The sequence below is a fragment of the Sphingobium sp. genome (genome assembly GCF_049304695.1).
In the GTDB taxonomy this organism is placed as follows: Bacteria; Pseudomonadota; Alphaproteobacteria; order Sphingomonadales; family Sphingomonadaceae; genus Sphingobium.
The window spans coordinates 34861-59691 of the sequence record NZ_JBAQOK010000032.1 but is presented as its reverse complement, the minus strand read 5'-3'; the positions used below and the strand labels follow the sequence as shown (position 1 = coordinate 59691).

The 24831-nt window shown below is 60.9% G+C and carries 25 protein-coding genes; 13 read left to right on the top strand and 12 right to left on the bottom strand.

Translation table 11 applies throughout. The features are described 5' to 3' along the window. Positions 1-25: 25 nt before the first annotated feature. The 4 genes from WA070_RS04595 to WA070_RS04580 form a co-directional block, all read right to left on the bottom strand. Positions 26-451, bottom strand: a complete 426-nt coding sequence (locus tag WA070_RS04595; protein ID WP_422632977.1) for an RrF2 family transcriptional regulator — start codon at positions 449-451, stop codon at positions 26-28. A gap of 61 nt (positions 452-512) precedes the next feature. Beyond that, positions 513-1514 (bottom strand): glycerophosphodiester phosphodiesterase, encoded by a 1002-nt coding sequence (locus tag WA070_RS04590; RefSeq protein WP_422632976.1) that lies wholly within the window; start codon positions 1512-1514, stop codon positions 513-515. A 65-nt stretch (positions 1515-1579) separates the two neighbouring features. Beyond that, on the bottom strand, positions 1580-1936 hold the full coding sequence (locus tag WA070_RS04585) for an ArsC family reductase (protein WP_422632975.1): 357 nt from the start codon (positions 1934-1936) through the stop codon (positions 1580-1582). A gap of 18 nt (positions 1937-1954) precedes the next feature. After that, positions 1955-2335 carry a RidA family protein gene (locus tag WA070_RS04580; protein WP_422632974.1) on the bottom strand — a complete coding sequence of 127 codons (381 nt, stop codon included), beginning with the start codon at positions 2333-2335 and terminating at the stop codon, positions 1955-1957. Positions 2336-2469: 134 nt separating this feature from the next. Here WA070_RS04580 and WA070_RS04575 point away from each other — a divergent pair, with 134 nt between their 5' ends. Both WA070_RS04575 and WA070_RS04570 read left to right on the top strand, forming a co-directional pair. Next, the gene (locus WA070_RS04575; protein WP_422632973.1) at positions 2470-2808 is read left to right on the top strand and encodes a hypothetical protein; all 339 of its coding nucleotides are present in this window, start codon (positions 2470-2472) and stop codon (positions 2806-2808) included. A 183-nt stretch (positions 2809-2991) separates the two neighbouring features. Further along, a complete protein-coding gene (locus WA070_RS04570; RefSeq protein WP_422632972.1) occupies positions 2992-3507 on the top strand; it encodes a thermonuclease family protein in 516 nt (171 codons plus the stop codon). Positions 3508-3551: 44 nt separating this feature from the next. Here WA070_RS04570 and WA070_RS04565 read toward each other — a convergent pair whose 3' ends face one another. From WA070_RS04565 to WA070_RS04555, 3 genes are all read right to left on the bottom strand, one after another. Then, the gene (locus WA070_RS04565; protein WP_422632971.1) at positions 3552-4118 is read right to left on the bottom strand and encodes a glycine zipper 2TM domain-containing protein; all 567 of its coding nucleotides are present in this window, start codon (positions 4116-4118) and stop codon (positions 3552-3554) included. Positions 4119-4247: 129 nt separating this feature from the next. Beyond that, complete coding sequence (locus WA070_RS04560) at positions 4248-4442, bottom strand: hypothetical protein (protein ID WP_422632970.1); 195 nt, start codon at positions 4440-4442, stop codon at positions 4248-4250. Positions 4443-4536: 94 nt separating this feature from the next. Beyond that, positions 4537-5586, bottom strand: a complete 1050-nt coding sequence (locus WA070_RS04555; RefSeq protein WP_422632969.1) for a ribonucleotide-diphosphate reductase subunit beta — start codon at positions 5584-5586, stop codon at positions 4537-4539. Between the two features lie 86 nt (positions 5587-5672). On the opposite strand from WA070_RS04555, the gene WA070_RS04550 reads away from it, so the two are divergent. Further along, complete coding sequence (locus WA070_RS04550; RefSeq protein WP_422632968.1) at positions 5673-5918, top strand: DUF2171 domain-containing protein; 246 nt, start codon at positions 5673-5675, stop codon at positions 5916-5918. A gap of 52 nt (positions 5919-5970) precedes the next feature. Here the strand turns inward: WA070_RS04550 and WA070_RS04545 are convergent, their stop codons facing one another. Continuing rightward, positions 5971-7911 carry a ribonucleoside-diphosphate reductase subunit alpha gene (locus WA070_RS04545; RefSeq protein ID WP_422632967.1) on the bottom strand — a complete coding sequence of 647 codons (1941 nt, stop codon included), beginning with the start codon at positions 7909-7911 and terminating at the stop codon, positions 5971-5973. A gap of 526 nt (positions 7912-8437) precedes the next feature. Between WA070_RS04545 and WA070_RS04540 the strand changes: the two genes are divergently transcribed. Beyond that, positions 8438-9958, top strand: a complete 1521-nt coding sequence (locus WA070_RS04540) for a fumarate hydratase (RefSeq protein WP_422633061.1) — start codon at positions 8438-8440, stop codon at positions 9956-9958. Positions 9959-10092: 134 nt separating this feature from the next. After that, positions 10093-10341 (top strand): hypothetical protein, encoded by a 249-nt coding sequence (locus WA070_RS04535; protein WP_422632966.1) that lies wholly within the window; start codon positions 10093-10095, stop codon positions 10339-10341. Between the two features lie 140 nt (positions 10342-10481). Here the strand turns inward: WA070_RS04535 and WA070_RS04530 are convergent, their stop codons facing one another. Beyond that, positions 10482-12767 (bottom strand): TonB-dependent receptor, encoded by a 2286-nt coding sequence (locus WA070_RS04530; protein WP_422632965.1) that lies wholly within the window; start codon positions 12765-12767, stop codon positions 10482-10484. 224 nt (positions 12768-12991) lie between these two features. On the opposite strand from WA070_RS04530, the gene WA070_RS04525 reads away from it, so the two are divergent. From WA070_RS04525 to WA070_RS04510, 4 genes are all read left to right on the top strand, one after another. Continuing rightward, positions 12992-13912 (top strand): EamA family transporter, encoded by a 921-nt coding sequence (locus tag WA070_RS04525; RefSeq protein ID WP_422632964.1) that lies wholly within the window; start codon positions 12992-12994, stop codon positions 13910-13912. 77 nt (positions 13913-13989) lie between these two features. Beyond that, positions 13990-15351 carry a methyl-accepting chemotaxis protein gene (locus WA070_RS04520; RefSeq protein WP_422633060.1) on the top strand — a complete coding sequence of 454 codons (1362 nt, stop codon included), beginning with the start codon at positions 13990-13992 and terminating at the stop codon, positions 15349-15351. Positions 15352-15759: 408 nt separating this feature from the next. Continuing rightward, the gene (locus WA070_RS04515) at positions 15760-16344 is read left to right on the top strand and encodes a hypothetical protein (RefSeq protein ID WP_422632963.1); all 585 of its coding nucleotides are present in this window, start codon (positions 15760-15762) and stop codon (positions 16342-16344) included. A 276-nt stretch (positions 16345-16620) separates the two neighbouring features. Continuing rightward, entirely contained in the window at positions 16621-17859 is a 1239-nt protein-coding gene (locus WA070_RS04510) for an MBL fold metallo-hydrolase (RefSeq protein WP_422632962.1), read from the top strand. An 18-nt stretch (positions 17860-17877) separates the two neighbouring features. Here the strand turns inward: WA070_RS04510 and WA070_RS04505 are convergent, their stop codons facing one another. Continuing rightward, a complete protein-coding gene (locus WA070_RS04505) occupies positions 17878-18381 on the bottom strand; it encodes a DUF3617 domain-containing protein (protein WP_422632961.1) in 504 nt (167 codons plus the stop codon). Positions 18382-18459: 78 nt separating this feature from the next. After that, positions 18460-19035, bottom strand: a complete 576-nt coding sequence (locus WA070_RS04500; RefSeq protein WP_422632960.1) for a DUF3617 domain-containing protein — start codon at positions 19033-19035, stop codon at positions 18460-18462. 135 nt (positions 19036-19170) lie between these two features. Between WA070_RS04500 and WA070_RS04495 the strand changes: the two genes are divergently transcribed. From WA070_RS04495 to uvrB, 3 genes are read left to right on the top strand one after another with little or no spacing between them, the layout of a single operon-like run. Beyond that, the gene (locus WA070_RS04495; RefSeq protein ID WP_422632959.1) at positions 19171-20184 is read left to right on the top strand and encodes a DNA/RNA non-specific endonuclease; all 1014 of its coding nucleotides are present in this window, start codon (positions 19171-19173) and stop codon (positions 20182-20184) included. Then, positions 20174-20602 carry a hypothetical protein gene (locus WA070_RS04490; RefSeq protein WP_422632958.1) on the top strand — a complete coding sequence of 143 codons (429 nt, stop codon included), beginning with the start codon at positions 20174-20176 and terminating at the stop codon, positions 20600-20602. The genes WA070_RS04495 and WA070_RS04490 overlap by 11 nt, the downstream gene beginning before the upstream one ends. A gap of 40 nt (positions 20603-20642) precedes the next feature. Next, a complete protein-coding gene (gene uvrB, locus WA070_RS04485) occupies positions 20643-22826 on the top strand; it encodes an excinuclease ABC subunit UvrB (RefSeq protein WP_422632957.1) in 2184 nt (727 codons plus the stop codon). A 31-nt stretch (positions 22827-22857) separates the two neighbouring features. On the opposite strand, the gene WA070_RS04480 is transcribed toward uvrB, so the two are convergent. Further along, positions 22858-23739, bottom strand: coding sequence for a helix-turn-helix domain-containing protein (locus WA070_RS04480; RefSeq protein WP_422632956.1), 882 nt, complete (start codon positions 23737-23739; stop codon positions 22858-22860). A gap of 86 nt (positions 23740-23825) precedes the next feature. On the opposite strand from WA070_RS04480, the gene WA070_RS04475 reads away from it, so the two are divergent. Continuing rightward, entirely contained in the window at positions 23826-24809 is a 984-nt protein-coding gene (locus WA070_RS04475) for a diguanylate cyclase (protein WP_422632955.1), read from the top strand. Positions 24810-24831: the final 22 nt, after the last annotated feature.

Below are 24831 nucleotides of genomic sequence, written 5' to 3'. Positions count from 1 at the left end.
GCGCAAGGGGTTGGAGCCGGGATCGTCAGGCGAGACTGTCGGCGGCGAATGTTTCGGTCAGGTTGATGCTGTCGAGCACGCGGGCGGTTTCATCGCGCACGCGCAGCATGACGCGGTGCAGGCGACATTCCGATTCGGGCAGGCAGTTGGTGCAGCTTTCATGCGCGAACCGGCTGGCGCAGGGGGTGAGCGCCAGCGATCCGCGCGTCAGCCGAACGATATCGCCATAACTGATATCGACGGGGGCGAGCGCCAGCCAGTAGCCGCCATCGCGCCCCCGCTGCGTCGCGACCAGCCCTTCGCGCGACAATTCGGACAGGATCACCGTCAGGAATTTGGCAGGGATATTCTGCCGCGTGGCAATCTCGTTCAGCGGCACCGGTCCCTGGCGGTAGCGATCGGCAAGATGTTGGAGCGCGCGGATGGCATAACGGGTCTTCTGGGACAGCATGGGACCGTTATTCGCCTAAGCTATGCATTTGACAAGGTGATACCCGCGCTTTCCCCCGGCGTCAGGGCCAGTCGCGCAGCGCAGCTTTTGCCTGTTTTGGAAAGTCGCTGAAAAGGCCATCGACGCCGGTCGCAGCGACCGCGCGGACATAGCTGGCAAAGTCGCCCCGCCCCTGCACGTCGCCTGCACGCTGATATTGTTCGGGCAGGAAGCTGTTTTCCATGCGCAGCGTCCACACATGCACTGCAAGCCTGGCGTCGTGCGCGCGGGCGACAAGCGCGGTCGGGCCTTCAGGGGCGAGCACCTGCGCCACCGATGGCCCGATGCCGTCGGCATATTCGGCAATGTTGGACAGGCCGCGCAGCGTCAGCATGTCGGCATAGGTGGTGCCGGGCGTATCGGCCGGGCCGCCCTTTGCATCGACAAGCTGGATCAGGCGCAGGCGCGAAACCGCACGAATGGCCTTGAGATTGCCGACTTCGAAGGACTGGATGAAGATGGGATCGGCTTCGGTCTGATAGCCATAGCGGCTGAGCAGATCGAGCAGTGGCCCCTGATGCGGCAGGCCGATGCCAGCGAAATAGCCGGGATGCTTGGTTTCGGGATAGATGCCGATGCGGTTGCCCGCTTCGGCTTCCTTCGCGCGGACCAGCTTCAATATCTCCTCGAACGTCGGGATCAGATAGAGATCATTGAAGCGGCTGTTGGCCGGACGCAGGTCCGCCAGCCGTTCACGGGCGCGCAGCGTGCGCAGTTCAGCGAGGGTGAAGTCTTCGGTGAACCAGCCAGTCATGGCGACGCCGTCGATCGTCTTCGTCGTCTTGCGATCGGCAAATTCGGGATGTTCGGCAACGTCGGTGGTGCCGCCAATCTCATTTTCATGCCGCGCGACCAGCACGCCATCCTTGGTCAGGACCAGATCCGGTTCGATAAAGTCCGCGCCCTCGTCGATCGCCCGTTCATAGGCGGCCAGCGTATGTTCGGGCCGCTCCCCGCTCGCGCCGCGATGGGCGATCAGGATGGGCATGGGGTTGGAGCCGGGGGCGGGAGCAGTCTGGGCCATTGCGCTTTCCATGGGGGCCAGTGCGACAGCCAGGAACAGGCAGGAGCGGACGAGGCTCCCGACATTCACGCCTTTACGCCCGCCAGTGCATTTTCGTACGTCGTCGCCTTGAACCCGATGATCGTTTCCTTGCCCGTGTCCAGGATCGGTCGCTTGATCATCGACGGGTTGGTCAGCATCAGCAGGATCGCCTTGTCCGCATCGATGTGCGCGCGATCGCCCGCATCCAGCGCCTTGAACGTGGTGCCCGACCGGTTGAGAATATTTTCCCAACCATGTTCCATCACCCATTCTTCCAGCTTGGCCTTGTCCACGCCGGACACTTTATAGTCATGGAAATTGTAGGCAAAACGCTCATTGTCCAGCCAATTGCGGGCCTTCTTGATCGTATCGCAATTTTTAATGCCGAACATGGTAATCATGGCGACTTATCCCTGGTATTAGCCTTTGAAGGCGGTGACTTCGATTTCGATTTTCATATTCGGCTTGACCAGCCCGACGACGACGCAGCTGGCCGCCGGACGGATGTCGCCAAAGATCGGCGCGGTCGCTTTACCCAGATCGTCCCAATAGGCCGCGTCAGTGATATAATAGGTGACGCGCACCACGTCCGCAAAGGAAAAGCCCGCTTCGTCGAGCGCCTTGCCGATGACCTTGAGCGCGTTGACACCCTGATCCACGACACTATCGGGCATCTCTTTGGTGTCCGGGTCGGTTCCGGTGGTGCCCGCAACGAAGCACCAGTCGCCCTGAACGACGGCGCGCGAATAACCGACCTGCGCCTCGAAAGGGGAGCCGGAGGTGATAAGATGACGAGACATGAGGGATTCCTGCTGCACTGCGAAAGGATCGCGCGGCCTTTGCCCCCTTGGCCAGCGGCTGTCCAGCGCTTTTGCCGGGAACGGCGCGCGTGGCGAACCGTTGGGAAGGCACACCCCGATCAAGGAGACAGGCCATGGACCGCCCCGCCAGCGAGAATGAAAATGAAGACAATAGCGAGCAGGCCGACGCTGGCACGCAGGCGCAGGATGTCGCCGACGATGCGCGCCATCGCGCGACCGATCTGAGCGAAGCCAGCGAACGTGGCGGCAAGACCAATCCGGCGCAGATCATCCCTGACGATACGCCCGATCTGGTCGAAACCATGAACGCGATGAACCAGTCCGGTCGGATCGACATGGACGCCTATGCCGGGGAGCCGCAGATGGACGATGAAGAAGATGGCATGGGGCCAACGGAAGATGTCGATGACGATATGGATGGCTTAAGTCCGATCGAGGACGACGAAGACTGAGATTCGGACGGCGGGGCATGGTCGGCGGGATGATCGACCGGCTCCGTTTCGGTGATATTGGCGTCGTGTAACGATCCCCTTTTCCGAGCGGTTCGTCCTTATGGCTGGCGAACCTCGCCGATCCGGTGGGAAGCTGGATCGGCTTTAGCGCGCGACCTGCTCGGTGCCCGCTAAAGCCGCGCCATGGCAAGACGCACCTATCGATATGGGCAAAGTCGCAGGCTCAGCGGCTCGGCCCTATGTTGCCTGTCCAGCCTTGCATTATTGATCGGCTGGGTTGGGCCGGAATGGGTCAGGCGATATGATCGCTCGCCGACGTTGGCATCCGACTCCACCAACCCGTTCGACACGATTTCCGCGCGATTTGGATATTGCCCCACAGGCGGCGGGAGCAATTGCGTGGTGGATGGCGACACATTCAGGCTCTCCGGCGTAAAATACCGAATTGCGGACATTGATACGCCGGAAACGCATGGGCCTGGCTGCGCATCGGAAGCCGTCTTGGGTGCGCAGGCGACCCGGCGATTGCAGGCATTGCTGAATGATGGCGCTTTCTCGCTGGAGACGGGCGAGCGGAGGAATGATCGTTATGGTCGGGCCTTGCGCATCGTGACGCGGGGCGGCCGATCGATCGGGGTAATGCTGGTGAATGAGGGGCTGGCGCGTGCGTGGGACGGGCGTCGCCATCCCTGGTGCTGAAAGGGACGGGCGGACATAAGGATATGCCCGCCCGCCCATATTGGTTAGCGGCAGTTGACCCCGCCGCGATCGATCTCACGGCCCAGCAGCGCGCCTGCACCGCCGCCAATTAGCGTGCCAAGCAGGTTGGACTGGCCCCGCGCGACCTGATTGCCCAGCACGCCACCGAGCGCTGCACCCACGATCAGGCCAGTCGTGCCATCCGAGCGGCGGCAATAATAGCGGTCGTCATTGCCGCGATAGATGCGGGTCTGGCGATTAACGCGGATCGGTTCATAGCCGGTCTGATAATAGCGATCCGGGCGATAGGTGCGGCCATAGCGTGGATCGGGGCGGTTATAGTCGTAATTGTAGACGACTTTGCCGGGGCGACGATAATTGCCGCGACGATCGTCGCGCCTGTCATCCCGGCGGTCGGCACGCTGATCGCGGCGATCGTCGCGCCGATCCTGCCGATCTTCGCGCCGGTCCTCACGACGGTCCTGCCGATCATCCCGCCATTCGCGTGCATCGCGACCGGGCTGGGCCAGCACGGGGGTGGCAGCAATGCCGGTCAGCGTCATTGCGCCGAGCGAAAAGGCGGTCAGCGCTTTCCTGATGAAGGGGGTCATGGGTTCCTGCTCCTTATATCTGCGATATTCATGAGCGTAGAACCCGGCCCATGCATGATTGTTGCATGAACGGAATAAAACATCATGTTCAGCAGGAGGACAGACGGTCCGTAGCGTCGTGCCATCGAATTAGAGCGCGTGCGCGATCGCGTCGCGTTGCTGGTCAGTCAGGCCATCGGGGACGGCGGCGGCGCTATGCCCCTGCCCCGCCTTGTCGTCACCCGCCCCGACAAACTGGATCGCGGAAAGGCAAATGAGGATCGCCCACAGGATCGCCATCCAGCGGCTGGTAAAAAGCGAGCGGAGGCGAACGCCGAAGATCATGGCGTGGAGGATAAGCGAGTGGGATTAAGGAAGCGTGGCGAACGGACGCTTTAATAAGAGCGTCCGTTCGCCGGGAATTGGTCAACTGACGCTCTTACTCCGCCGCGATGCCCGCGGCCTTGAACATGTCCGGGTCGGTGTCGTCGCTGTTGGCGGCAGGGGTTTTGAGGGTTTTGCGGCGGTCGAAGGCGTCCCAGACTTCGTTCCACTGGCCGCGTGTCGCGCCCTTGCTATATTCGGTCGAGCGGGTTTCGAAGAAGTTGGCATGTTCCACGCCGTTCAGCATCGGCGCGAGCCAGGGCAGCGGATGTTCGTCGATCATGTAGATGGGCTTGAGGCCCAACTGGCCCAGCCGCCAGTCGGCGATGTAGCGGACATATTTCTTGATGTCCTTGGGCGTCATGCCGGGGACCGGACCCATTTCGAAGACGAGATCGACGAACGCATCCTCGATCCGCACGGTTTTCTGGCACATGTCCATGATGTCGTCCTTGACCGCAGGGGTCAGGCAGTTGCGTTCGGCGCAGAAGGCGTGGAACAGCTTGATGATCCCCTCGCAATGGAGGGTTTCGTCACGGATCGACCAGGTGACGATCTGGCCCATGCCCTTCATCTTGTTGAAGCGCGGGAAGTTCATCAGCATCGCGAAGGAAGCGAAGAGCTGCAAACCCTCGGTAAAGCCGCCGAACATGGCCAGCGTGCGGGCGATATCCTCGTCCGTGTCGACGCCGAACTGTTGCAGATAGTCGTGCTTGTCCTTCATCTCCTTATATTGGAGGAAGGCGCTATATTCGCTTTCGGGCATGCCGATCGTGTCGAGCAGATGCGAATAGGCAGCGATGTGGACCGTTTCCATGTTGCTGAACGCGGTCAGCATCATCTTGACCTCGGTCGGTTTGAACACGCGGCCATATTTTTCGTGGTAGCAATCCTGCACTTCCACGTCCGCCTGGGTGAAAAAGCGGAAGATCTGGGTCAGCAGATTGCGTTCATGGTCGGACAGCTTTTGCGCCCAGTCGCGGCAATCCTCCCCCAAAGGCACTTCTTCGGGTAGCCAGTGCAACTGCTGCTGGCGCTTCCAGAAATCATAGGCCCATGGATATTCGAACGGCTTATAGACCTTGGAGGCTTTGAGAAGGGACATGGGACGGCTCCGCTTTAAAAGGTGGGCGCAACCCGTGCGGTTACGGCGCGTTCAGAACACGCCACCCCCGGCACAGGAGCGTAAAGATGGTTGATGTTAGCCAGATCAAGGAACATGCCGAAATCATCGGCGCGGACGGCGTGCATGTCGGCACCGTCGACCATATGGACGGAGACCGTATCAAGCTGACCAAGAAGGACAGCGGAGAAGGATCGCATCAAGGGCATCATCATTATATCAGCCAGGGCCTGATCGCCGACATCGAAAGCGACGGCACGGTACGGTTGAGCGCCAATGGCGATGTCGCCGTGACGTTCGAGGAAGAAGAGTAAGCCGGGCGGCGCGGCGGCATCAACCGCCGCGCCAACTCCCTGCTCGCAAGGATTACTGACAGGCCAGACACTCGTCATAATCCGTGGTTTCGCCGATTTCGAACTTGGGCGCATCGATCGTGTTGTCGGCCTCTACCCCACCCGCAAAGCCGGCGCGCTGCACCGATTTGGACCGCAGATAATAAAGCGACTTGATGCCCAGTTCCCATGCGCGGAAGTGGAGCATGAGCAGATCCCATTTTTCCACGTCCGCCGGGATGAACAGGTTCAGCGACTGCGCCTGATCGATATAGGGCGTGCGGTCGGCGGCCAGTTCCAGCAGCCAGCGCTGGTCGATTTCAAAGCTGGTCTTGAACGTGTCCTTTTCTTCCTGGCTCAGGAAGTCGAGATGCTGGACGCTGCCGCCACGTTCGAGGATCGAGTTCCAGACGTTGGTCGAATCCTTGGACTTGGCGACCAGCAGCTTTTCCAGATAGGGATTCTTGATCGAGAAGCTGCCCGACAGCGTCTTGTGCGTGTAGATGTTGGCCGGGATCGGCTCGATGCAGGCGGACGTGCCGCCGCAGATGATCGAGATCGACGCAGTGGGCGCGATCGCCATCTTGCAGCTGAACCGTTCCATCACGCCCTGATCGGCGGCGTCGGGGCATGGGCCGCGCTCGATCGCGAGTTGCATCGAGGCTTCGTCCACCTGAGCCTTGATATGTTTGAACATCCGCAGGTTCCACGACTTGGCCATCGCGCCTTCGAACGGGATGCCACGGGCCTGAAGGAAGCTGTGGAAGCCCATGACGCCAAGGCCGACCGAGCGTTCGCGTCCGGCGCTATATTTGGCGCGCGCCATTTCGGGCGGCGCGCGGTCGATATAATCCTGCAGCACATTGTCGAGGAAGCGCATGATGTCTTCGGCGAAGAGCTTTTCGTCCTTCCACTCGTCCCATGTCTCCAGGTTCATCGACGACAGGCAGCAGACCGCCGTGCGATCATTGCCCAGATGGTCGCGCCCCGTCGGCAGGGTGATTTCGGAACAGAGGTTCGACGTCGAAACCTTCAGCCCCAGATCGCGATGATGTTTGGGCATCATGCGGTTCACCGTGTCGTTGAACACGATATAGGGTTCGCCGGTGGCCAGACGGGTTTCGACCAGCTTCTGGAACAGCGCGCGGGCATTGACCGTGCTGCGGATCGACTGATCCTTGGGACTGCGCAAATGGAAGTCGCTGCCATCGCGCACGGCTTCCATAAATTCGTCGGTCAGCAGGACGCCGTGGTGCAGGTTCAATGCCTTGCGATTGAAATCGCCCGACGGTTTGCGAATTTCCAGAAACTCTTCAATCTCCGGGTGGGACACGTCGAGATAGCAGGCGGCCGAACCCCGGCGCAGCGACCCTTGCGAAATCGCCAGCGTCAGGCTGTCCATCACGCGGACGAAGGGGATGATGCCGCTGGTCTTGCCATTCAGGCCGACCGGCTCGCCGATGCCGCGCACGCTGCCCCAATAGGTGCCGATGCCGCCGCCGCGCGAGGCGAGCCAGACATTTTCGTTCCAGGTGTTGACGATACCTTCCAGACTGTCGTCCACGCTGTTGAGATAGCAGCTGATCGGCAGACCGCGCCCGGTGCCGCCGTTCGACAGGACGGGCGTGGCGGGCATGAACCACAGGCGCGAAATATAATCATAGACCCGCTGGGCATGATCCTGATCGTCGGAATAGGCCGACGCGACGCGGGCGAACAGATCCTGATAGGATTCGCCGGGCAACAGATAGCGGTCGTTCAGCGTGTCCTTGCCAAACTCCGTCAGCAGCGCGTCGCGCGACGAATCGGTCACGACATCGAAGCGCCGTTCCGCCACGGAGGAGGAAGACAAGGGCGCGGCCTTGGCAGCGGCGGCGGCCGTCACCTTTGCGTCATCCATCGTCTTTTCGATCAGATCGTCCATCACCGTCGCCACGTCGCCTGCACCACCCTGTCCACTATCGCGAAAATCCATATCAGCCCTCAAATGTTCCTGTTCCGTTCGATTCGGTCAAGCCGCTTATGGCACCGACCCATCGCCGGGACAGAGAAGGCTCCAACCGACCGGATTATGAGGGAAATTTCTCCCCGCGCAGAAAAGCGTTCCAGCGCCGCAATCACAATCTGTTGGGTAACCCCTGTTAACCCGATACCACAGATAGTGCCATAGCCCTTGGCAGACACAAGGGGGTAAATGACGGTTTAGGGACTCTTGGCATATGCAACCAGCGCCACGATGCCCGCATTGCCACCCCCGCATTGCAGCGACGCACGGACTTTCGCGGCCCCCGCAAAAGACAAGTAGAGGAAAGTCGAATAAAAAATAATTTTGCCTTGCCACGCAAACCCGTCGGGCGGCGCGATGGCATCGTCATGCAGATACCGGAGTCGCCTGCATGATCCTGAACCTCTCTGGACTTGGCCGCGATTCCGCACTAGCCGCTCACCCTTGCAGGGACTGCCGTGCAGAGGCGGGCCGCAACAAGGGATATATGGCCACGATGACCATCATCAAGACCGCCGATCTGATCGACAGCGTCGCCGACGCGCTCCAGTTCATCAGCTATTATCATCCGATGGATTATATCCGGGCGCTGGGCAAAGCCTATGACGCGGAAGCCAATCCGGCGGCCAAGGACGCGATCGCGCAGATCCTGACCAACAGCCGCATGTGCGCGGAGGGGCATCGCCCGATCTGCCAGGACACCGGCATCGTCAACGTCTTCGTCAAATGGGGCATGGATTGCCGTCTGGACGATAACAGCCGGTCGATGCAGGACATCGTGGATGATGGCGTGCGCAAGGCGTACCTTAACCCGGAGAATCGGTTGAGGGCGTCGATCCTGCGCGATCCGGCCTTTTCCAGACAGAACACCAAAGATAATACGCCCTGCGTACTGAACGTGGAGATGGTGCCGGGGAACAAGGTCATCATCGACGTCGCGGCCAAGGGCGGCGGGTCTGAGAACAAGACCAAGTTCAAGATGATGAACCCCAGCGATTCGATCGTCGACTGGGTGTTGGACATGATCCCGCAGATGGGCGCTGGCTGGTGCCCGCCCGGCATGTTGGGCATCGGCATCGGCGGCACTGCGGAAAAGGCGGTGGCGCTGGCCAAGGAAAGCCTGATGGAACCCATCGACATGGGCGAACTCAAGCTGCGCGGGCCGCAGAACAAGATCGAAGAGATGCGGATCGAGATTTTCGACAAGGTCAATGCGCTGGGCATCGGCGCGCAGGGTCTGGGCGGATTATCGACCATATTGGACGTCAAGATTTCCGACTATCCCTGCCATGCGGCGGGAAAGCCGGTGGCGATGATCCCCAATTGCGCAGCGACGCGCCACGCGCATTTCACGCTCGACGGGTCCGGCCCCACCTATCTGGAAGCGCCCAAGATTTCTGAATGGCCGCAGGTCGACTGGAAGCCGAGCAAGGAGGCTATCCATGTCGATCTCAACACTCTGACGCCGCAGATCGTGCAAAGCTGGAAGCATGGCGACCGGCTGCTGCTCAATGGCAAGATGCTGACCGGACGCGACGCTGCGCACAAGCGGATCAAGGATATGCTGAGCCGGGGTGAGCCACTGCCGGTCGATTTCAGGGGACGAGTAATCTATTATGTCGGGCCGGTCGATCCGGTGCGCGACGAAGTGGTTGGCCCGGCCGGTCCTACCACCGCGACCCGCATGGACAGCTTCATGGACATGATGCTGGAACAGGGGCTGGCAGCCTGCATCGGCAAGGCCGAACGTGGCCCTGCTGCCACGGACAGCATCGCGAAGCACAAGAGCGCCTATTTGATGGCGGTCGGCGGTGCGGCCTATCTGGTTGCGCGCGCGATCAAGGGCGCAAAGGTCGTCGGTTTCGAGGATCTGGGCATGGAAGCGATCTACGAGTTCGACGTGCAGGACATGCCGGTGACGGTGGCGGTCGATAGCGAAGGGCAGAATGTCCATCGCCTCGCCCCGCTGGTGTGGCAGGAAAAGATCAAGCGCGAGGGACTGTTGGAGCAGGCATGAGGCTTTCATTCTCCCCATGCCTGACATGGGGAGAGGAAAATGACTGATCGTCGTTAACTCTGCTCGATCATGGAGGAACTGCGCCCTTCGCGCTGCATTATCACCGGCACCTTCACACCGTCGGAGCATCGCCCATGTCCTTCACGCAGCTTGATCCGCCTCTACCCGTTCATGTCGAGGGAAAGGGCAAGGGCTATGCCCTGGCCGTCATCGATTATGGGCAGGAACATAATCTGATCTGGGTGACGGGATTGACCGATTCGGGGGAGATATGGTGCGCGCCCAATCCAGTGGTGCGGCTGGAGTCCAACTGGACCATGGGCCGCACATTGCAGCATGCGCCCGAATGGGCGAAAGATGTAGCAACGACAAAGCCGAGTTGAACGGAAAAGCGCGCCGCCAGATTACTGACGGCGCGCTTGTGTGTTTGTCGACCTTGGCCTGTCCTGACTGTCATCGACTTGGCAGGCAGTCGAAGGCTCGAAACGAACGGATGGGGGGAGGTTAGCCTCCCCCGCCGCCCTTACAGCTTGCCGCTGAGCGATATGCCGATGACGCGTGGTTCGTTGAAGACGGCGGCCATATAGTTTTCGATCACGCCCTTGAGGTTCTTTTCATTGGTGATGTTGCGGGCGAAGGCGGCAATTTCATATTTGCCGTCGGGCGCTGTGTAGCCGACCTTCAGGCCGCCTTCAAAATCGCCCTTCGAATAAAATTCCTTCGTCCGATAGAGGACGAAGTTGGTGTAGCCCTGAATATTCCAGTCGGTCGCGGCGAAGATCTTGCCGCCATTGCCCAAAGGCACGTCGTAGCGGGCCGCGATGTTGGCGGTATATTTCGGCGCGTTGGGGAGCGGATTGCCGTCGATCTGGGCAAAGGTGTTGGCGCCCACCTTGATCGTGGGATCCTCCACCGTGCAGACGACCGTGCCGTTCAGGATGCAGACCTGCGCATAGACATTCTTGTCCTTGATCTGGCTATGCAGCAGGCTGAGGCCCGCCGACAGGGTCAGGTTTTCGAACGGACGCGCTTCCAGTTCGGCTTCCATGCCATAGGCGTCGGCCTTGTCTGCATTGAACAACACGCCGTTGCCGTTGACGTCGTTGCCGTTCAACTGGATATCCTTCACCCGATAGGCGAAGCCCGACAGGTTGAAGCGCACGCGGTTGTCGAGCAGGCTGGTCTTGATGCCCGCTTCATAGGACATGATCGTTTCCGAATCCGCCGTGGTGAAATCGCTGTTGAACACAGCCGAGCGGCCCTGAATCGTGGGACCACGGAAGCCGCGGGCGACGCGGGCATAGAGGCTGACTTCGGGGCTGACTTCATACAGGGCGCTGACGTCCCAGCTGGGTTCCTTGCCGACCAGCTTGACGTAACGACGCCCGGCATAAGTGGACACGCCCGCCGCATTGGCGGTGGCTTTCACCAGACGCGTTTCCTTGGCATCGCGGGTGTAACGGCCGCCTGCCGTGATGGTGAAGCCGGGGGTCAGTTCATAGCTGGCCTGCCCAAACAGCGCCCAGCTTTCATTCTTGTTGCGCAAACGCACCCAGTTGTTGGGGTTGTTCGCCGCCGTCGTCAGGAAATAGGCGCGCTGGTAGAAATCGGTGGTGTCGCGGCTGTCGAAATACATGCCGCCCACCTGCCATTTGAAGGCGTCGTCGCCATTGCTGGCGAGGCGCACTTCCTGGCTCAACTGATCGAGATCGCGGATATTGCCCTGGCTCTGGCCAAAGCCGTTGGCGACGCCGCCGACCGGGAAGTTCGCGCCCGCGCCGCCATCGGTATCGCCACGGCTATAGCCCTTGGTCGTTTCATAAGCGGTGATGGAGGTCAGCGTGACCGGGCCGAAGTCGAGCGCGATATGTTCGGACGCGCCATAGGTCTTGTACGCCTGCGGGTTGTTCATCGCTTCGTCGAGCGCGACCGAGCTGCGCGGCGTGTTGGCGACGCTGTTCGACCCCTTGATCAGGCCGGCGCGGTGGAAGATGGTGGAGGTGCCGTCATAATCACGCGCATGAAAGCTGGTCAGCATCGAAAGCGTTTCGTTGGGCGCCATCAGTAGCTGGACGCGGACGTCCTTTTCGTTGAAGCCGCCCATGGCGTCCTTCTTGCCGGTCGTGCCGTCGGCGCTGGCGCCGGTATATGTGTTATCGACCCAGTCATCGCGATGCTGGTAGAGGGCCGAAACGCGGAAGGCGAGCTTGTCCGCCACGATCGGGCCACCGATGCCACCATCGAACGACACGGTGTTGTAGCTGCCATAGCTGGCCGAAGCGCGACCCTGCCAGTCCATGGTCGGGCGGTTGGTATCGAACTTGATGATGCCCGCCGTGGTGTTGCGACCGAACAGCGACCCCTGCGGGCCGCGCAGCACTTCGACCTGATTGACGTCGAACACCGGGTTGGATTTGAGCACGACATGCTCAAGCACCACATCGTCCTGGATGATCGAGACGGGCTGCGACGCGCCGAGATAGAAATCGATATTGCCCAGGCCACGAATGTAGAAGCGCGGGAAGATGCGTCCGGTCGTGGTTTCGGCATAGAGACCGGGCACACGCGCGGCGAGTTCGAGGATGTCGCCGCCGCCGCTCTGGAAGGCGCGCAGTTGGTCACCGGCCACGACGCCGACCGAAATCGGCACCTTTTGCAGATTTTCCGAGCGGCGTTCGGCCGTGACGACGATTTCGTCCAGCTGCGCGTCCGCGCCAGCCTGTTGGGCATGGGCCGCATTGGCGAGCGTCAGTACACCCAAGGCCGTGGTCAGTCCCAGCGCCCGGCGCAGCAAAGGCAATTTCGACACGATATGTCCCCGATCATATATGCAGGTTGCACGGGCAGCGGCAGGATGAAGTGCGCCCCCGGAATGGGGTGCCGCTAGACCTGAATTATTGCTGAAGTGTGACAAATGTCCGGTGAGTGGTGCCGCTGTGCGTTATGTTGCAGTGCGTGACAATCCCGCAACATTACCCGCACCTTGCTAGCGGCGATGGGTGACGGCGCTCCTGCACGCTGTATAGGGCGGGCATGATAACTTCCCCCATCTGGTTGCCCGCCACGCTGCTGGCGGGCGCGGTGCAGGCGTGGCGCACGGCGCTTCAGCGGCGCGTCAGCCGGACGCTGTCGATCAACGGGGCCGGGCTGGTGCGCTATCTTTACGGCCTGCCATTCACGCTACTCCTGCTGGTCGGATACCGGATCGCCTTTCCCGCACCGTTTCCAGTGATCGGCCCATCGTTTTTGCTGTTCTGTATCGGCGGTGGGCTGGCGCAGATCATTGCCACCAATCTGCTCATCATGGCCTTTGCCCATCGTAATTTTGTCGTCGGCACCGCCTATTCCAAAACGGAGGCAGTGCAGGGGGCGATATTGTCCTTCCTGCTGCTGGGCGAAACGCTTGCGCCGCTCAGCTGGGCAGGGATCGGATGCGGCGTGTTGGGGGTGATGATCCTGTCCACCGGTGGCCAGCGGATGGGACCAATGGGCTTCGTGCGCGCGCTGGGCCAGCCAGCGGCGATCACCGGCATGGCGTCCGGTTTCTTCTTTGCCCTGACCGCGATCGGCATTCGCCGGGCGACGCAGACGGTGGAGACGGGCGACCCGATCCTGGCGGCGCTGGTCGTTCTGGTCATGACGGTCGCGTTGCAAAGCGTGATGCAGGGCGCGTGGCTATTGTGGCGGGAGCCGGGGCAGATGGGCCGCGTGTTCGCAAGCTGGCGGGTTTCGGGGCAGGTCGGACTGCTGTCAGCGCTGGGTTCGGCCTGCTGGTTCACCGGCTTTGCCACCGCGCCGGTCGCGCTGGTGCGGATCGTGGGGCAGGTGGAGATCGCCTTCACCATGGCGCTGGGTCATTTCTACCTTAAGGAGCGGATACGGCGCAGCGAGGCGGCCGGTTTGCTGCTGGTTGCAGCCGGAGTGGCGCTCGCGCTGGCCAGTGCGCTGCACTAACCGTTTCTTTACCACGGTATAATAACCTTTCTGACGTGGGACATCAGCCAGAAACAGACAGCGTCGCAAAGGCCGTGATGAAGGTCGCCAAATTGTCGGGCGACCTGGGCATCCGCACGCTCGACCTGCAGGCCGACATCAGCGAACTGGCCGGGCGCGTGACGCAGCAGGCCCGCACGATCGAGGCGATCAGCGGCGCGGCCACCCAATTGTCGCAGGATGGCGAGCGCGTGGCGCTGGCGGGACAGGATGCGCGGGAGAAAGCCATCGCAGCACGCGGCATCATCGACGATTCGGGCAAACAATTGTCCGCCGCCAATCACGTCTTCGTCGATCTGATCGATCAGGTCAGCCAGATTCATGCGCGGCTGGACGGCTTTGGCGAGGCGTTGGAGACCGTCGCCCATGTGACCAGCGTCATCAGCGGCATCGCCAGCCAGACCAATTTGCTGGCGCTCAACGCCACGATCGAGGCGGCACGCGCAGGCGATGCGGGACGCGGCTTTGCCGTGGTCGCGGCAGAGGTCAAGAAACTGGCGCAGGAAACCGGCACCGCCACCCATAAGATCGAACAGTCCATCAGCGCGTTGACCGGGGAAGCGGGCGGGATGCTGGACAGCATCACGCGCGGGGCGCAGACGGCACGCACCGCGCAGGAAGACACGCAAAATATCGAGGCGCTGGTCGACCGGCTGGGCGCATTGATGCTGGACCTGTCGAACAACAGCGAAACCGTGGCGCAGCGCATTGCGTCGATGGTGGGATCGGCGGGGGAAATCCGCACGGGGCTGAGCGCGCTGGCGAGCACGTCGACCGACAATGCGGACGGGCTGCAACGCCTGTCCGGGCGCGTTTCGACCGCCAGCGAAGACACCAACATGCTGTTGCAATATCTGGCCGAAAGCGGCGTGGCGATTCCCGACTCGCCCTATATCCGCTTCAGCCTGGAATCGGCGCAGGCGATGAGCGACGTGCTGGAACAGGCGATCGATTCGGGGCAGTTGCGGGAAGACGCGCTGTTCAGCGAGGATTATGCGCCGATCCCCGGCACCAGCCCGCCGCAATATAGCCATCCGGTGCAGGCGGCGATGTTGCCGACGGCGCGGGCGCGGCAGGAACTGGCGCGCCAGTATAGCGGCCTTTTCGGCATGACCTTTACCGACCGCAACGCCTATGGCGCGATCGCCATGCCCGAACGCGCCCAGCCGCAGCGACCCGGCGACGACGTCTGGAATGCCGAACATTCCCGGCAGGGGCTGATCTTCGATTTCCCCGACACGCGCGCGCAGGCCAAGACCACCCAGCCCTTTTGCATCAAGGCCTATCGCCGCCTGACCGCCGATGGCACCGTCATCCTGCTCAAACAGGTGATCGCATCGATCCATGTCAGGGGACGGCATTGGGGTATCCTGCAAATGGCCTATCAGGATCAGGGATAGGGTCGCATCGACGCGACGGGCGAAGTTCACACTGTCGTCGGGTGATTTGAGCGGGAAGCGACGGGGATGCGCCTGCGAAGCCACGGGGATGCGTCGGTGGGGCCACGGTGACGCGACATCAGCGCGACGGGATGGCGACACGGACGCGCCACTGGCGCGACAGGCACGCGTTGGGGTGGTCGAGGGGGCGGAGGCCTTCACCGCACAGGATAGACCAGAGGAAATCCTATTTTGGAAGAGGCTGGTCTGTGGGGCGATGAATGGGGAAGTTGATGCTCGGGTTCCTGCATACCGACGCATGACAATGACAATATTTGCTATTACCCAGCTAAAAATCATCTCTCCGAAACTAACAATCTGCTCACATAACAATTGAGCATTGCCAGTTGAACATGATAAGCGGCAATAATGTCACAAGCGACAAAACACACCGCAATCATAAGTGATTCTGTAGGTATGTGGTCGAAGCTGGCATGGGACGCAGATTGCTTCCGGGACATTCAGATAAGTTATCCCGATGAGAGGGAACCCCTAGCTTACGCGGCCATCAATGTCTGCATCGCGGCGGCGAGTCTCCAAGACTGGGTGCGAGAGCATCTCAAACGCACGGCTGAGGATGCTGGCATCTCGTGGGAAGACAACATCTTTTTTAAAGACGTAATATCATCCGTGCCGGAGCAATCCGCCTGCGTCGCCATCGCGAACACGTCAAAGCATTCCGAGTTTAGGGAGCGGCGATGGCGCAATGGCGAGGTGGTACTGGCATATGAAGAGGGAGATAACGATGTTCCGTCCGGCTATGTGCTTTACCATGCGATTGCCCATAGCCATAGCGAGGGCTTCGCTCTCAGCCGGTTCGATGCTCTCTGCCAAAACTGGTGGACGTTTATGACCGCCCGTGGATTAACCGATGGACACTCAGGCACACCTGAGTGGAGAAACAAGAAGCTCAATCTCATTTTCCGGCCGTTTTTAGAGACGGCTGCGCGATAACGGCTTTCTTCTCCCTGCAGTAAAATCCGACAGTCCGCTTCCCACTTCAAATTGTAATCACCCGCACACACGACCTGCTTCTCTGCGGCTCTGCGCGATTTCATCTTTTTCGCGCGGAGGCGTGGAGGGATGATGCATGATAGGCTGTGTTTTGGCGCGACAGCAGGAGATGGGTTCCCGCATTCGCGGGAATGACGGGAAGGTTGGGCGGCTCCTCCACGCACCCTCATCTCCTGCCCTCTTGCCCCCACACCGCCATGCGTTATGGCGCTGGGCATGAACATATCGTCGCCAGCCATAGGTCGCCTGGTCGCCATCCTTCGCGGTATGGGGATTGCGCTGCTGTTCGCGGTCGTGGCGCTGTGTCTGATCGTGACGATCGTGCCGCCGTTTCTGGACCGCCTCTATTATGAGGGGCCGGTCAGCCGGCATTATGACGGGGCGCATTTCTTCAATCCCGATGGGGCGATCGCGATGCCGGGGCCAGCGGGCGGCAGTCGGGTGGGGTTTATCGCGCGCTGGCTGATCGGGGATGATGACCGGCCGCAATGGCCGCTGGGGATTGCGGTCAAGCCTGCGCGACCAGCGCCCTTTGCCGCGCCGCGTGGGATGGTGGCGACATGGGTAGGGCATGCGACCGTGCTGGTGCAGGCGGCGGGGATCAATATCCTGACCGATCCGGTGTGGTCCGACTATGCCAGCCCCCTGCCGCCCTTTGGCCCCAGGCGCGTGGCGGAGCCGGGCATCCGGTTCGACGACCTGCCCAAGATCGACCTGATCCTGTTGAGCCACAATCATTACGACCATATGGATTTGCCGACGCTGAAACGATTATGGGCGCGCGACCGGCCACGGATCGTCACCAGCCTTGGCAACGACGCGATTTTGAAGGCCAACGGCATTCCGTCCACAGCGCTGGACTGGGGCCAGTCGGTCAGCGGCGCGGCATTGAACGGGCTGGCACCGCAGGCGGTGATCCAGTGCGGGCGATATGAACATTGCCCCGACTATCGCGTGCATGTGACCCGCAACCATCATTGGGGCAGCCGCTGGGGCAGCGACCGCAACCGGGCCTTATGGTCGAGTTTCGTCATCGCAACGCGCGCGGGCAACATCTTCTTTGCCGGGGACACGGGCGCGGGCGACATGGGCTGGCCAGCGCAGGCAGCGCGGATCGGGCCGATCCGGCTGGCGCTGATCCCGATCGGCGCGTTCCGCTTTACCAAAGGGCAGATGGCGTCGAATGCGCATATCGGGCCGGAACAGGCGGTGGAGGTGTTCAAGCGGCTGGGCGCGTCGAGTGCGATCCCGATCCACTGGGGAACGTTCCGCCTGTCCTACGAACAATGGGATACGCCGCCCAAGATGCTGCGGCTGGCGATGCGCTGCGCCGGGATCGACGGCAAGCGCTTCGCTCCCCTGCGCATCGGCCAGTCGATGGCGGTGCCCACGGTCAGCCCGGTGCCGCGCGTGAAGGCGCAATGTGACGAGCGGGCGATCCGGGCGCTGGAATAGCACCGGATCGCCGCCCGATCATGATGGCGGGCAGTCCCCGTCCCGCTTGCCGGTCAGATCCTGCGTCGTGCGCAGCACCGGGCTGCCGCCTTCCGTCTTTGTCATCGTCGTGCCCAGCGTCAGCGTGTCGGCGGTGTAATTGCCCTCCACCACGATTTCCGACGTACCTTTTCCAGCCGTGCAACTCAGCGTCGCGATCAGGCGGCCCTTGCGCACCATCTTGTCCTTATAGGTGCAATCCTTGCCATCCGCACCGGCCAGCGCATCGGCGGCGGGGACGCCGTCCTTGTCGATCGCGATGCAGATTTTGTCTTCGCTGACCTGCCTGAGCGCCGCCTGATATTGGGCAGGCGTAACAGTGGGGGTGTTGTAGCCGGTCGTTTTGCGCGTGATGGCCCACTGGCCCGCGCGCATCATGACGGGGGCTTCCTCCACCTGTGGCGGTGGTGCGGGGTCACTGCCGCAGGACGCGAGCAGACAGATGGCCCCTAGCGGCAGGGCCGCCGATATAATGGTACGCATATCCTCTCCCCATTCTTGCGATGGAACGAGGGGAGGCTCTACTGACCGGAAGGAAAGCGCAAGCGGTTTCGCGCAGCGCTATTTCACCGCGCTGCCTGACGGGGCGCAGGTCGGGCCGATCCATCGACCGTGCGATTGCGCAGTCATCGCCATTGCCTGTCCATTCGCGCCACCCTCCATCTTCATGTCCAGCGTCATGGCGTAGCTTTCGGGCGCATAGGTGCCGGACATGGCTGCGTTCATCGTGCCGCCGGGCGATTTGCACGACACCTGCCCCTTCACCTTGCCGCCCGACGCATCGAACCCGGCATAGGTGCAGTCCTTGCTCTCCTGCCCGCCGAACATGTCGGCGCTGGGGTTGGCGGCCTGCTCTGGCGTAACGCAGTAGCGCAGGCCCGTCTGGTTCATCATGCGCTGCATCTGCTGCTTCATATTCGCGGGCGCGCCGGGGACACCGGACAGGTCGATATCCTTGATTTCGAAGCCCCCTTCCCATTGACCCGGCTTCAACTGCACCTTGTCCACGGCGGCCTTGACGTCCGCCTGGCTCATCGCGTCGGTGGCAGCGATGTTGCCTGCCTTCTCGCCGGGTTGGTCGTTGCAGGCAACGAGAGTGAGCGTCATCAGGGCGGCTGATATGGTGGCTTTGATCATGGTGCATCCCCCTTGTCCGGCACATATCCGAACGGACAGCATATCAAGCGATAAGGAGAATGCGATAAGAAGTTTGTTCTTGTTATGTTCCTTGTTTTATGTTAGCGCATCAATCGAACTTTGGGGGGAGTTTGAATGCAACGCATAATGTCGGGCGCATTGACCGCTTTTGGCCTTTACCTGCGAACGGGGCGAAGGATCGCGCCGATCGATGTCGAGGTAAAATATAATCCCTGGCATGATGAGGAGACGGGCCGCTTCACCTTTGCTGGCCAAGGACGCCATTTTGGGCCAGGCAGTTCTGGCGGGTCGTTCCGGGGTGGCGGCTCCTTCGGCGGGGCAGGTGCGCAGGACAGTTCGTCATCGCCGTCCCCGCGTCGCGATGGCGGGACCTTGGAGCGCAGGGCCAACAGTCCCCATCATCCTGCCAACCACTCGGTTCATACCGTGCAGCCCGGCGATACGCTGTCGCGCATCGCGGCGCGGCGTAAGGGGCTGACCCCACGCAGCCTCGCATGGCTGAACGGGCAATCAGTCGACCAGCCGCTCCAGATCGGCCAACGGATCAAGGTGCCGCATCAGGCCTATCTGGATGCAGGACGGGCGGCGAAAAATAAGCTTCTGGCCTTAGCCTATTACAGCGATACGCACGACGGGAAGCTGCCGCCAAACGTGGCCAAGCCGCCGTCGCTGGAACGCCAGATACTTAGCGAAAATTGGCGAAGGGAGGTGAAAAATGGCTATGCGTTCGACGTCGATCCCATCAAGAGAGCCAGACAAATTTCGGGAGATTTGCAGAATGGGCCGGCGGCGTCACGCTCTCGCACACATCAGAGAAATGCGGGCAAACCCGATCGTCGGTCTGGCGACGATGGCGGCCATTTCATCGCTGCTCGCTTCAACGGGCCCCGCGAAAGCATCAATCATTTTGCGCAGGACGCCAATTTCAATCGTGGCGCCTATCGTTCCATGGAGGACGAATGGTCCAAGGAGCTACGCGCGGGCAGAAAAATATCTGTCACCATCATCCCGCTTTATGAGGGCGCGTCCAAACGGCCCTATAAACTTACCGTCAAATGGTATGTCGATGGGAAGCCCAACGTCCAAGATTTCTCCAACGAAGCGAAAGGCAAGCCCAGTGGAAAGTGATAAATTGGATGCGTTGGGACCGCTCATGAATGATATTGGTCTGGAACTTGCCGATCTAGTCGGAGGTGACCCCAATGGAATATTTCTTTATGTAGAAATCGGTGACGGATGGGTCAGACCAAGTCTCTATAAAGATGAAGGTGACATAGTGCGCTGGTATGATCCCAGCGGCATGGCACTTTCAGAATTGCTTTGGGATGCGTGGTATCTGGAATCGGATGAGCCCAACATGCGCTGGTCGGTGCTGGAATATTCTATCACGGGCAAGAAATTCCATGTCAGCCTGAAATATCCCGAAGAAGTGAACGTCGATGTGCTGGACGACGACCGCCGCGAAGCCGCCCTGCGCGCGCGCTTTGGCGACAAGCCGGTCGTCTATCCGCCCATGCCCAAAGGCAGCTTTGAATTGAAACCCTGACCCCGATTGCACCTTAGCCCGAAGACACCATATTCCCGCCATGGCCATTCAGATACGCACCACGCTCGACGAGCCGGAAACGGATGAGAATTTCGTTCCGCATCGTCCCGCACGCCCCGAAAAGACCGAGGGCGGCAGGCCGTTTACGCTGGTGAGCGAATATGAGCCATCGGGCGACCAGCGCACCGCGATCCCCGAATTGGTGGAGCAGGCGCTGGCGGGTGAGCGGGACCAGGTGCTGCTGGGCGTCACCGGGTCCGGCAAGACATTCACCATGGCCAAGGTGATCGAAGCGTTGCAGCGTCCGGCGCTGATCCTGGCGCCCAACAAGATTCTGGCAGCGCAGCTTTATGGCGAGTTCAAGAGCTTCTTTCCCGATAATGCGGTCGAATATTTCGTCAGCTATTATGATTATTACCAGCCCGAAGCCTATGTCGCGCGGTCGGACACCTATATCGAGAAGGAATCCAGCGTAAACGAGAGCATCGACCGGATGCGCCATTCGGCGACCCGGTCGCTGCTGGAACGGGACGACTGTATCATCGTCGCGTCCGTCAGTTGCCTTTATGGTATCGGGTCGGTCGAAACCTATTCGGCGATGACCTTTTCGATGAAGAAGGGCGGGATCGAGGACCAGCGCGAGACGATCCGCAAGCTGGTGGCGCTGCAATATAAGCGCAACGATGTGGCCTTCGCGCGCGGCAATTTCCGGGTGAAGGGCGACAATCTGGAGATTTTCCCGTCCCATTATGAGGATACGGCCTGGCGGATCAGCTTTTTCGGCAATGAGATTGAGGAGATCGTCGAGTTCGATCCGCTGTCGGGCAAGAAGGTCGCGAGCCTGGACTATGTGAAGGTCTTTCCTAACAGCCACCATGTGACCCCCGGCCCGACGCTGAAACAGGCGATGGAGGCGATCCGCTTTGAACTGACAGAGCGGTTGAAGGAACTGGAGATCGAGGGCAAGCTGCTGGAGGCGCAGCGGCTGGAGCAGCGGACCAATTTCGATCTGGAGATGATCGCGGCGACGGGAAGTTGCGCGGGGATCGAGAATTACAGCCGCTTTCTGACCGGACGCCTGCCGGGCGAGCCGCCGCCGACCCTGTTCGAATATCTGCCCGAAAACGCGCTATTGTTCGTGGATGAAAGCCACCAGACCGTGCCGCAGATCGGCGCGATGGCGCGGGGCGATCACCGGCGCAAGATCACGCTGGCCGAATATGGTTTCCGCCTGCCGTCCTGCATCGACAACCGCCCGCTGCGTTTCAACGAATGGGACGTGATGCGACCGCAGACGGTCAGCGTGTCCGCGACGCCGGGCAAGTGGGAAATGGAGCAGACCGGCGGCGTGTTCAGCGAACAGGTGATCCGCCCCACCGGGCTGATCGACCCGCCGGTCGAGATCAAGCCTGTCGAAGATCAGGTCGATGACCTTATCAACGAATGTCGCAAGGTCGCGGCGCAGGGCTATCGTACGCTCGTCACCACGCTGACCAAGCGGATGGCGGAGGATCTGACCGAGTTCATGCACGAGGCGGGGATCAAGGTCCGCTACATGCATAGCGACGTAGAGACGCTGGAACGGATCGAGCTGATCCGCGACCTGCGGCTGGGCGTCTATGATGTGCTGATCGGCATCAACCTGCTGCGCGAAGGGCTGGACATTCCCGAATGTGGCCTCGTCGCCATTCTCGACGCGGACAAGGAAGGCTTTCTGCGATCCGAAACATCGCTGATCCAGACGATCGGCCGGGCAGCGCGTAACGTGGATGGGCGGGTGATCCTCTACGCCGACCGGATCACTGGCTCCATGGAGCGCGCGCTCAACGAAACCGGGCGCAGGCGTGAAAAGCAGGAAGCCTATAATCTGGAACATGGCATCACGCCGACCACGATCAAGCGCAACATCGGCGACATCATCGCCCATGTGTCCAACAAGGACAGCGTGCTGGTCGATACCGGCGACGCCGACCGCCCCCACATGGTCGGCCACAATCTGCGCGCCTATATCGAAGATCTGGAAAAGAAGATGCGCGCGGCTGCCGCCGATCTGGAGTTCGAGACGGCCGGGCGCATCCGCGACGAAATCCGCAAGCTGGAAGCCGAGGAACTAGGCCTGCCACCGCACGAACAGGTCGCGGCCATTCGCGGGCGCGCGACCGAGGGGAAACCGGGGACGCGGAAATTGCGCTATGGCAAGACGCAGAAGAAGTTCGGGCGATAGGGGCAGGCACGCGGGGCAGGTTGACGCGCCTTCATTGTAGCGCGCGCCGGAACGCGGCTGGCGTCGCCCCTTTGGCCACCAGAAATTGCCGTCGCAGATTGGCGGTCGTCCTGAACCCGCAGCGCCGGGCCACATCCTCGATCGAACATTTGCTGTTCGATAACAGCAGGGTTGCCGCTTCCACCCTGCGCTGTTGGATAAAGGCATAGGGCGACTGGCCGGTGGTTTTCTTGAACGCGCGTCCGAAATGGAAACGGCTGAGGCCGACAAGCCCCGCCAAGTCGGCCAAGCCCATATCCTGGTCCAGATGCGCGTCGATATGGGCGAGCACGCTATGGGTCTGGCGCGACGACAAGCCGCCGATTTTCGTGGCCCGCGCCATCGATAATATTTCGACCGCCGCAAGCAGACATGCACTTTCGGCGTAAATGCCGTCGAGCGTGGCGGAGGGCAGGACCGCCTTGAATTTTCGCATCGTCGCCGACAACCGTTTTTCGCGGACATGGAGAGCGGGCGCGAGCGAGGCGGTTTCGTAGCTGACCTCCAGTTCGTCCCTGAGCATGGACGGGTCGAAATAGAGCGCGATGAAGCTGTTGCTGCGCGATGCAGGCGCGGACCATCCCTCGATCGCGCAACCCGACGGAAGATAGGTGATCGTATCCCTTAAATCGCGGATTGCGGTTGGCGCAGTATCATCGACGCGCATTTCCCCTTCATCCATGACGATGTCGTGGAGCGCCAGATAATGTGTGTCGCTGAACCGCCGGAAACTGAACGGCTCCGTGCCGTCGATGGCGATCTGTTCGACCGCAAAGCCGGTCCAGCGCCGCGCGATGCGGGCGGCAGGATCGAAGGGTTTGGCCGCGCGATGGAGGCACAGATCGGGCACGATCCCGTTGGGCTTTGGCATCATACAGAAAATGCTGCAAAGTTGAATTTGTTGCTCTATGGCGGACAGCACTAAAGCCATATCAGATTGGCTAAAAGGGGGAACTGCACATGGTGGGGAAAAAAAGTTCAAACAGAAAGGTGGCGGAGGATGTCATCCGCTTTCTCGACCAGCATCTGCTTGATCCCACCCCCGCCAATTACGCCTTTGCATTTCTGTACACGACGCAAAACAATGGCCTTTTGCGGAAAATGGTCGATGATATCACCGACGGCGGGGTCCGGCTGACCCAAGGTGAAGTCAATGAAATGATGGTCAATTCGGCGGACGATGCTGTCCCCATGCCATCGGATGCGATGGACGAACTGCAAAGCCAGTTGCGTAGGCAGGCACTGACCTTCAGCGATCTGGCCACGTCCGCCCTGTCCCATACAAGTGCGTTTAATCGCGACCTGGCGGAGGGCATGGAGCAGCTTGCCTCCGGTTTCGATGTCGCGGACGTGCTCAACGCCATGCGCGAAAAGACGATGAAGGTCGAACGCGAACTGGCCGAAAACCAAAAGGAGACCGAACGGCTCCGGCTCGAACTGGATACGGCACGCAATGACGCCTCGCTAGATGCGTTGACCAGCCTGGCCAACCGCAGATGTATGGACGGTAAAATCCGCGAGGCATTTGAACGGTGTGGCAGCATCACTCTGGGATTTTGCGATATTGATCATTTCAAGTCGATCAACGACCGCTTTGGACATGCGGTGGGCGACCGGGTGCTCAAGGTCGTTGCCGAAGTCCTGCAATCGGAACTGGCCCCCTACCCCGTCGCCCGCTTTGGCGGCGAGGAGTTTGTGGCATTGTTTCCCGAAACCTCCGACGCCGATGCGTTTGTGCTGGTCGAAAAAGCCCGGATTGCGCTAGGCGAGAGGACGTTCAGGGTCCGCGACACCGATCAGCCACTGGGTCAGGTGACATTTTCGGCAGGGATCGCCGTAACCACATCCGATCCGCAACAGGCGCTCAAGGATGCGGACAGCGCCCTGTATGAGGCGAAGAACGGCGGGCGCAATCGCACCATTTGCCATCGGGTGACAGCATAGCCAACATAACGGCATGGTCTGA

Excerpts from the sequence above, each read along its gene's own strand:
- WA070_RS04500 (WP_422632960.1), bottom strand. The coding sequence starts at position 19,035 with ATGATCAAAGCCACCATATCAGCCGCCCTGATGACGCTCACTCTCGTT.
- WA070_RS04590 (WP_422632976.1), bottom strand. The coding sequence starts at position 1,514 with ATGGCCCAGACTGCTCCCGCCCCCGGCTCCAACCCCATGCCCATCCTG.
- WA070_RS04535 (WP_422632966.1), top strand. The coding sequence starts at position 10,093 with ATGTCCTTCACGCAGCTTGATCCGCCTCTACCCGTTCATGTCGAGGGA.
- WA070_RS04475 (WP_422632955.1), top strand. The coding sequence starts at position 23,826 with ATGGTGGGGAAAAAAAGTTCAAACAGAAAGGTGGCGGAGGATGTCATC.
- WA070_RS04525 (WP_422632964.1), top strand. The coding sequence starts at position 12,992 with ATGATAACTTCCCCCATCTGGTTGCCCGCCACGCTGCTGGCGGGCGCG.
- WA070_RS04575 (WP_422632973.1), top strand. The coding sequence starts at position 2,470 with ATGGACCGCCCCGCCAGCGAGAATGAAAATGAAGACAATAGCGAGCAG.
- WA070_RS04585 (WP_422632975.1), bottom strand. The coding sequence starts at position 1,936 with ATGATTACCATGTTCGGCATTAAAAATTGCGATACGATCAAGAAGGCC.
- WA070_RS04515 (WP_422632963.1), top strand. The coding sequence starts at position 15,760 with ATGTCACAAGCGACAAAACACACCGCAATCATAAGTGATTCTGTAGGT.
- WA070_RS04510 (WP_422632962.1), top strand. The coding sequence starts at position 16,621 with ATGAACATATCGTCGCCAGCCATAGGTCGCCTGGTCGCCATCCTTCGC.
- WA070_RS04550 (WP_422632968.1), top strand. The coding sequence starts at position 5,673 with ATGGTTGATGTTAGCCAGATCAAGGAACATGCCGAAATCATCGGCGCG.
- WA070_RS04555 (WP_422632969.1), bottom strand. The coding sequence starts at position 5,586 with ATGTCCCTTCTCAAAGCCTCCAAGGTCTATAAGCCGTTCGAATATCCA.
- WA070_RS04580 (WP_422632974.1), bottom strand. The coding sequence starts at position 2,335 with ATGTCTCGTCATCTTATCACCTCCGGCTCCCCTTTCGAGGCGCAGGTC.
- WA070_RS04595 (WP_422632977.1), bottom strand. The coding sequence starts at position 451 with ATGCTGTCCCAGAAGACCCGTTATGCCATCCGCGCGCTCCAACATCTT.
- WA070_RS04480 (WP_422632956.1), bottom strand. The coding sequence starts at position 23,739 with ATGATGCCAAAGCCCAACGGGATCGTGCCCGATCTGTGCCTCCATCGC.
- WA070_RS04540 (WP_422633061.1), top strand. The coding sequence starts at position 8,438 with ATGACCATCATCAAGACCGCCGATCTGATCGACAGCGTCGCCGACGCG.
- WA070_RS04520 (WP_422633060.1), top strand. The coding sequence starts at position 13,990 with ATGAAGGTCGCCAAATTGTCGGGCGACCTGGGCATCCGCACGCTCGAC.
- WA070_RS04565 (WP_422632971.1), bottom strand. The coding sequence starts at position 4,118 with ATGACCCCCTTCATCAGGAAAGCGCTGACCGCCTTTTCGCTCGGCGCA.
- WA070_RS04495 (WP_422632959.1), top strand. The coding sequence starts at position 19,171 with ATGCAACGCATAATGTCGGGCGCATTGACCGCTTTTGGCCTTTACCTG.
- uvrB (WP_422632957.1), top strand. The coding sequence starts at position 20,643 with ATGGCCATTCAGATACGCACCACGCTCGACGAGCCGGAAACGGATGAG.
- WA070_RS04570 (WP_422632972.1), top strand. The coding sequence starts at position 2,992 with ATGGCAAGACGCACCTATCGATATGGGCAAAGTCGCAGGCTCAGCGGC.
- WA070_RS04545 (WP_422632967.1), bottom strand. The coding sequence starts at position 7,911 with ATGGATTTTCGCGATAGTGGACAGGGTGGTGCAGGCGACGTGGCGACG.
- WA070_RS04505 (WP_422632961.1), bottom strand. The coding sequence starts at position 18,381 with ATGCGTACCATTATATCGGCGGCCCTGCCGCTAGGGGCCATCTGTCTG.
- WA070_RS04560 (WP_422632970.1), bottom strand. The coding sequence starts at position 4,442 with ATGATCTTCGGCGTTCGCCTCCGCTCGCTTTTTACCAGCCGCTGGATG.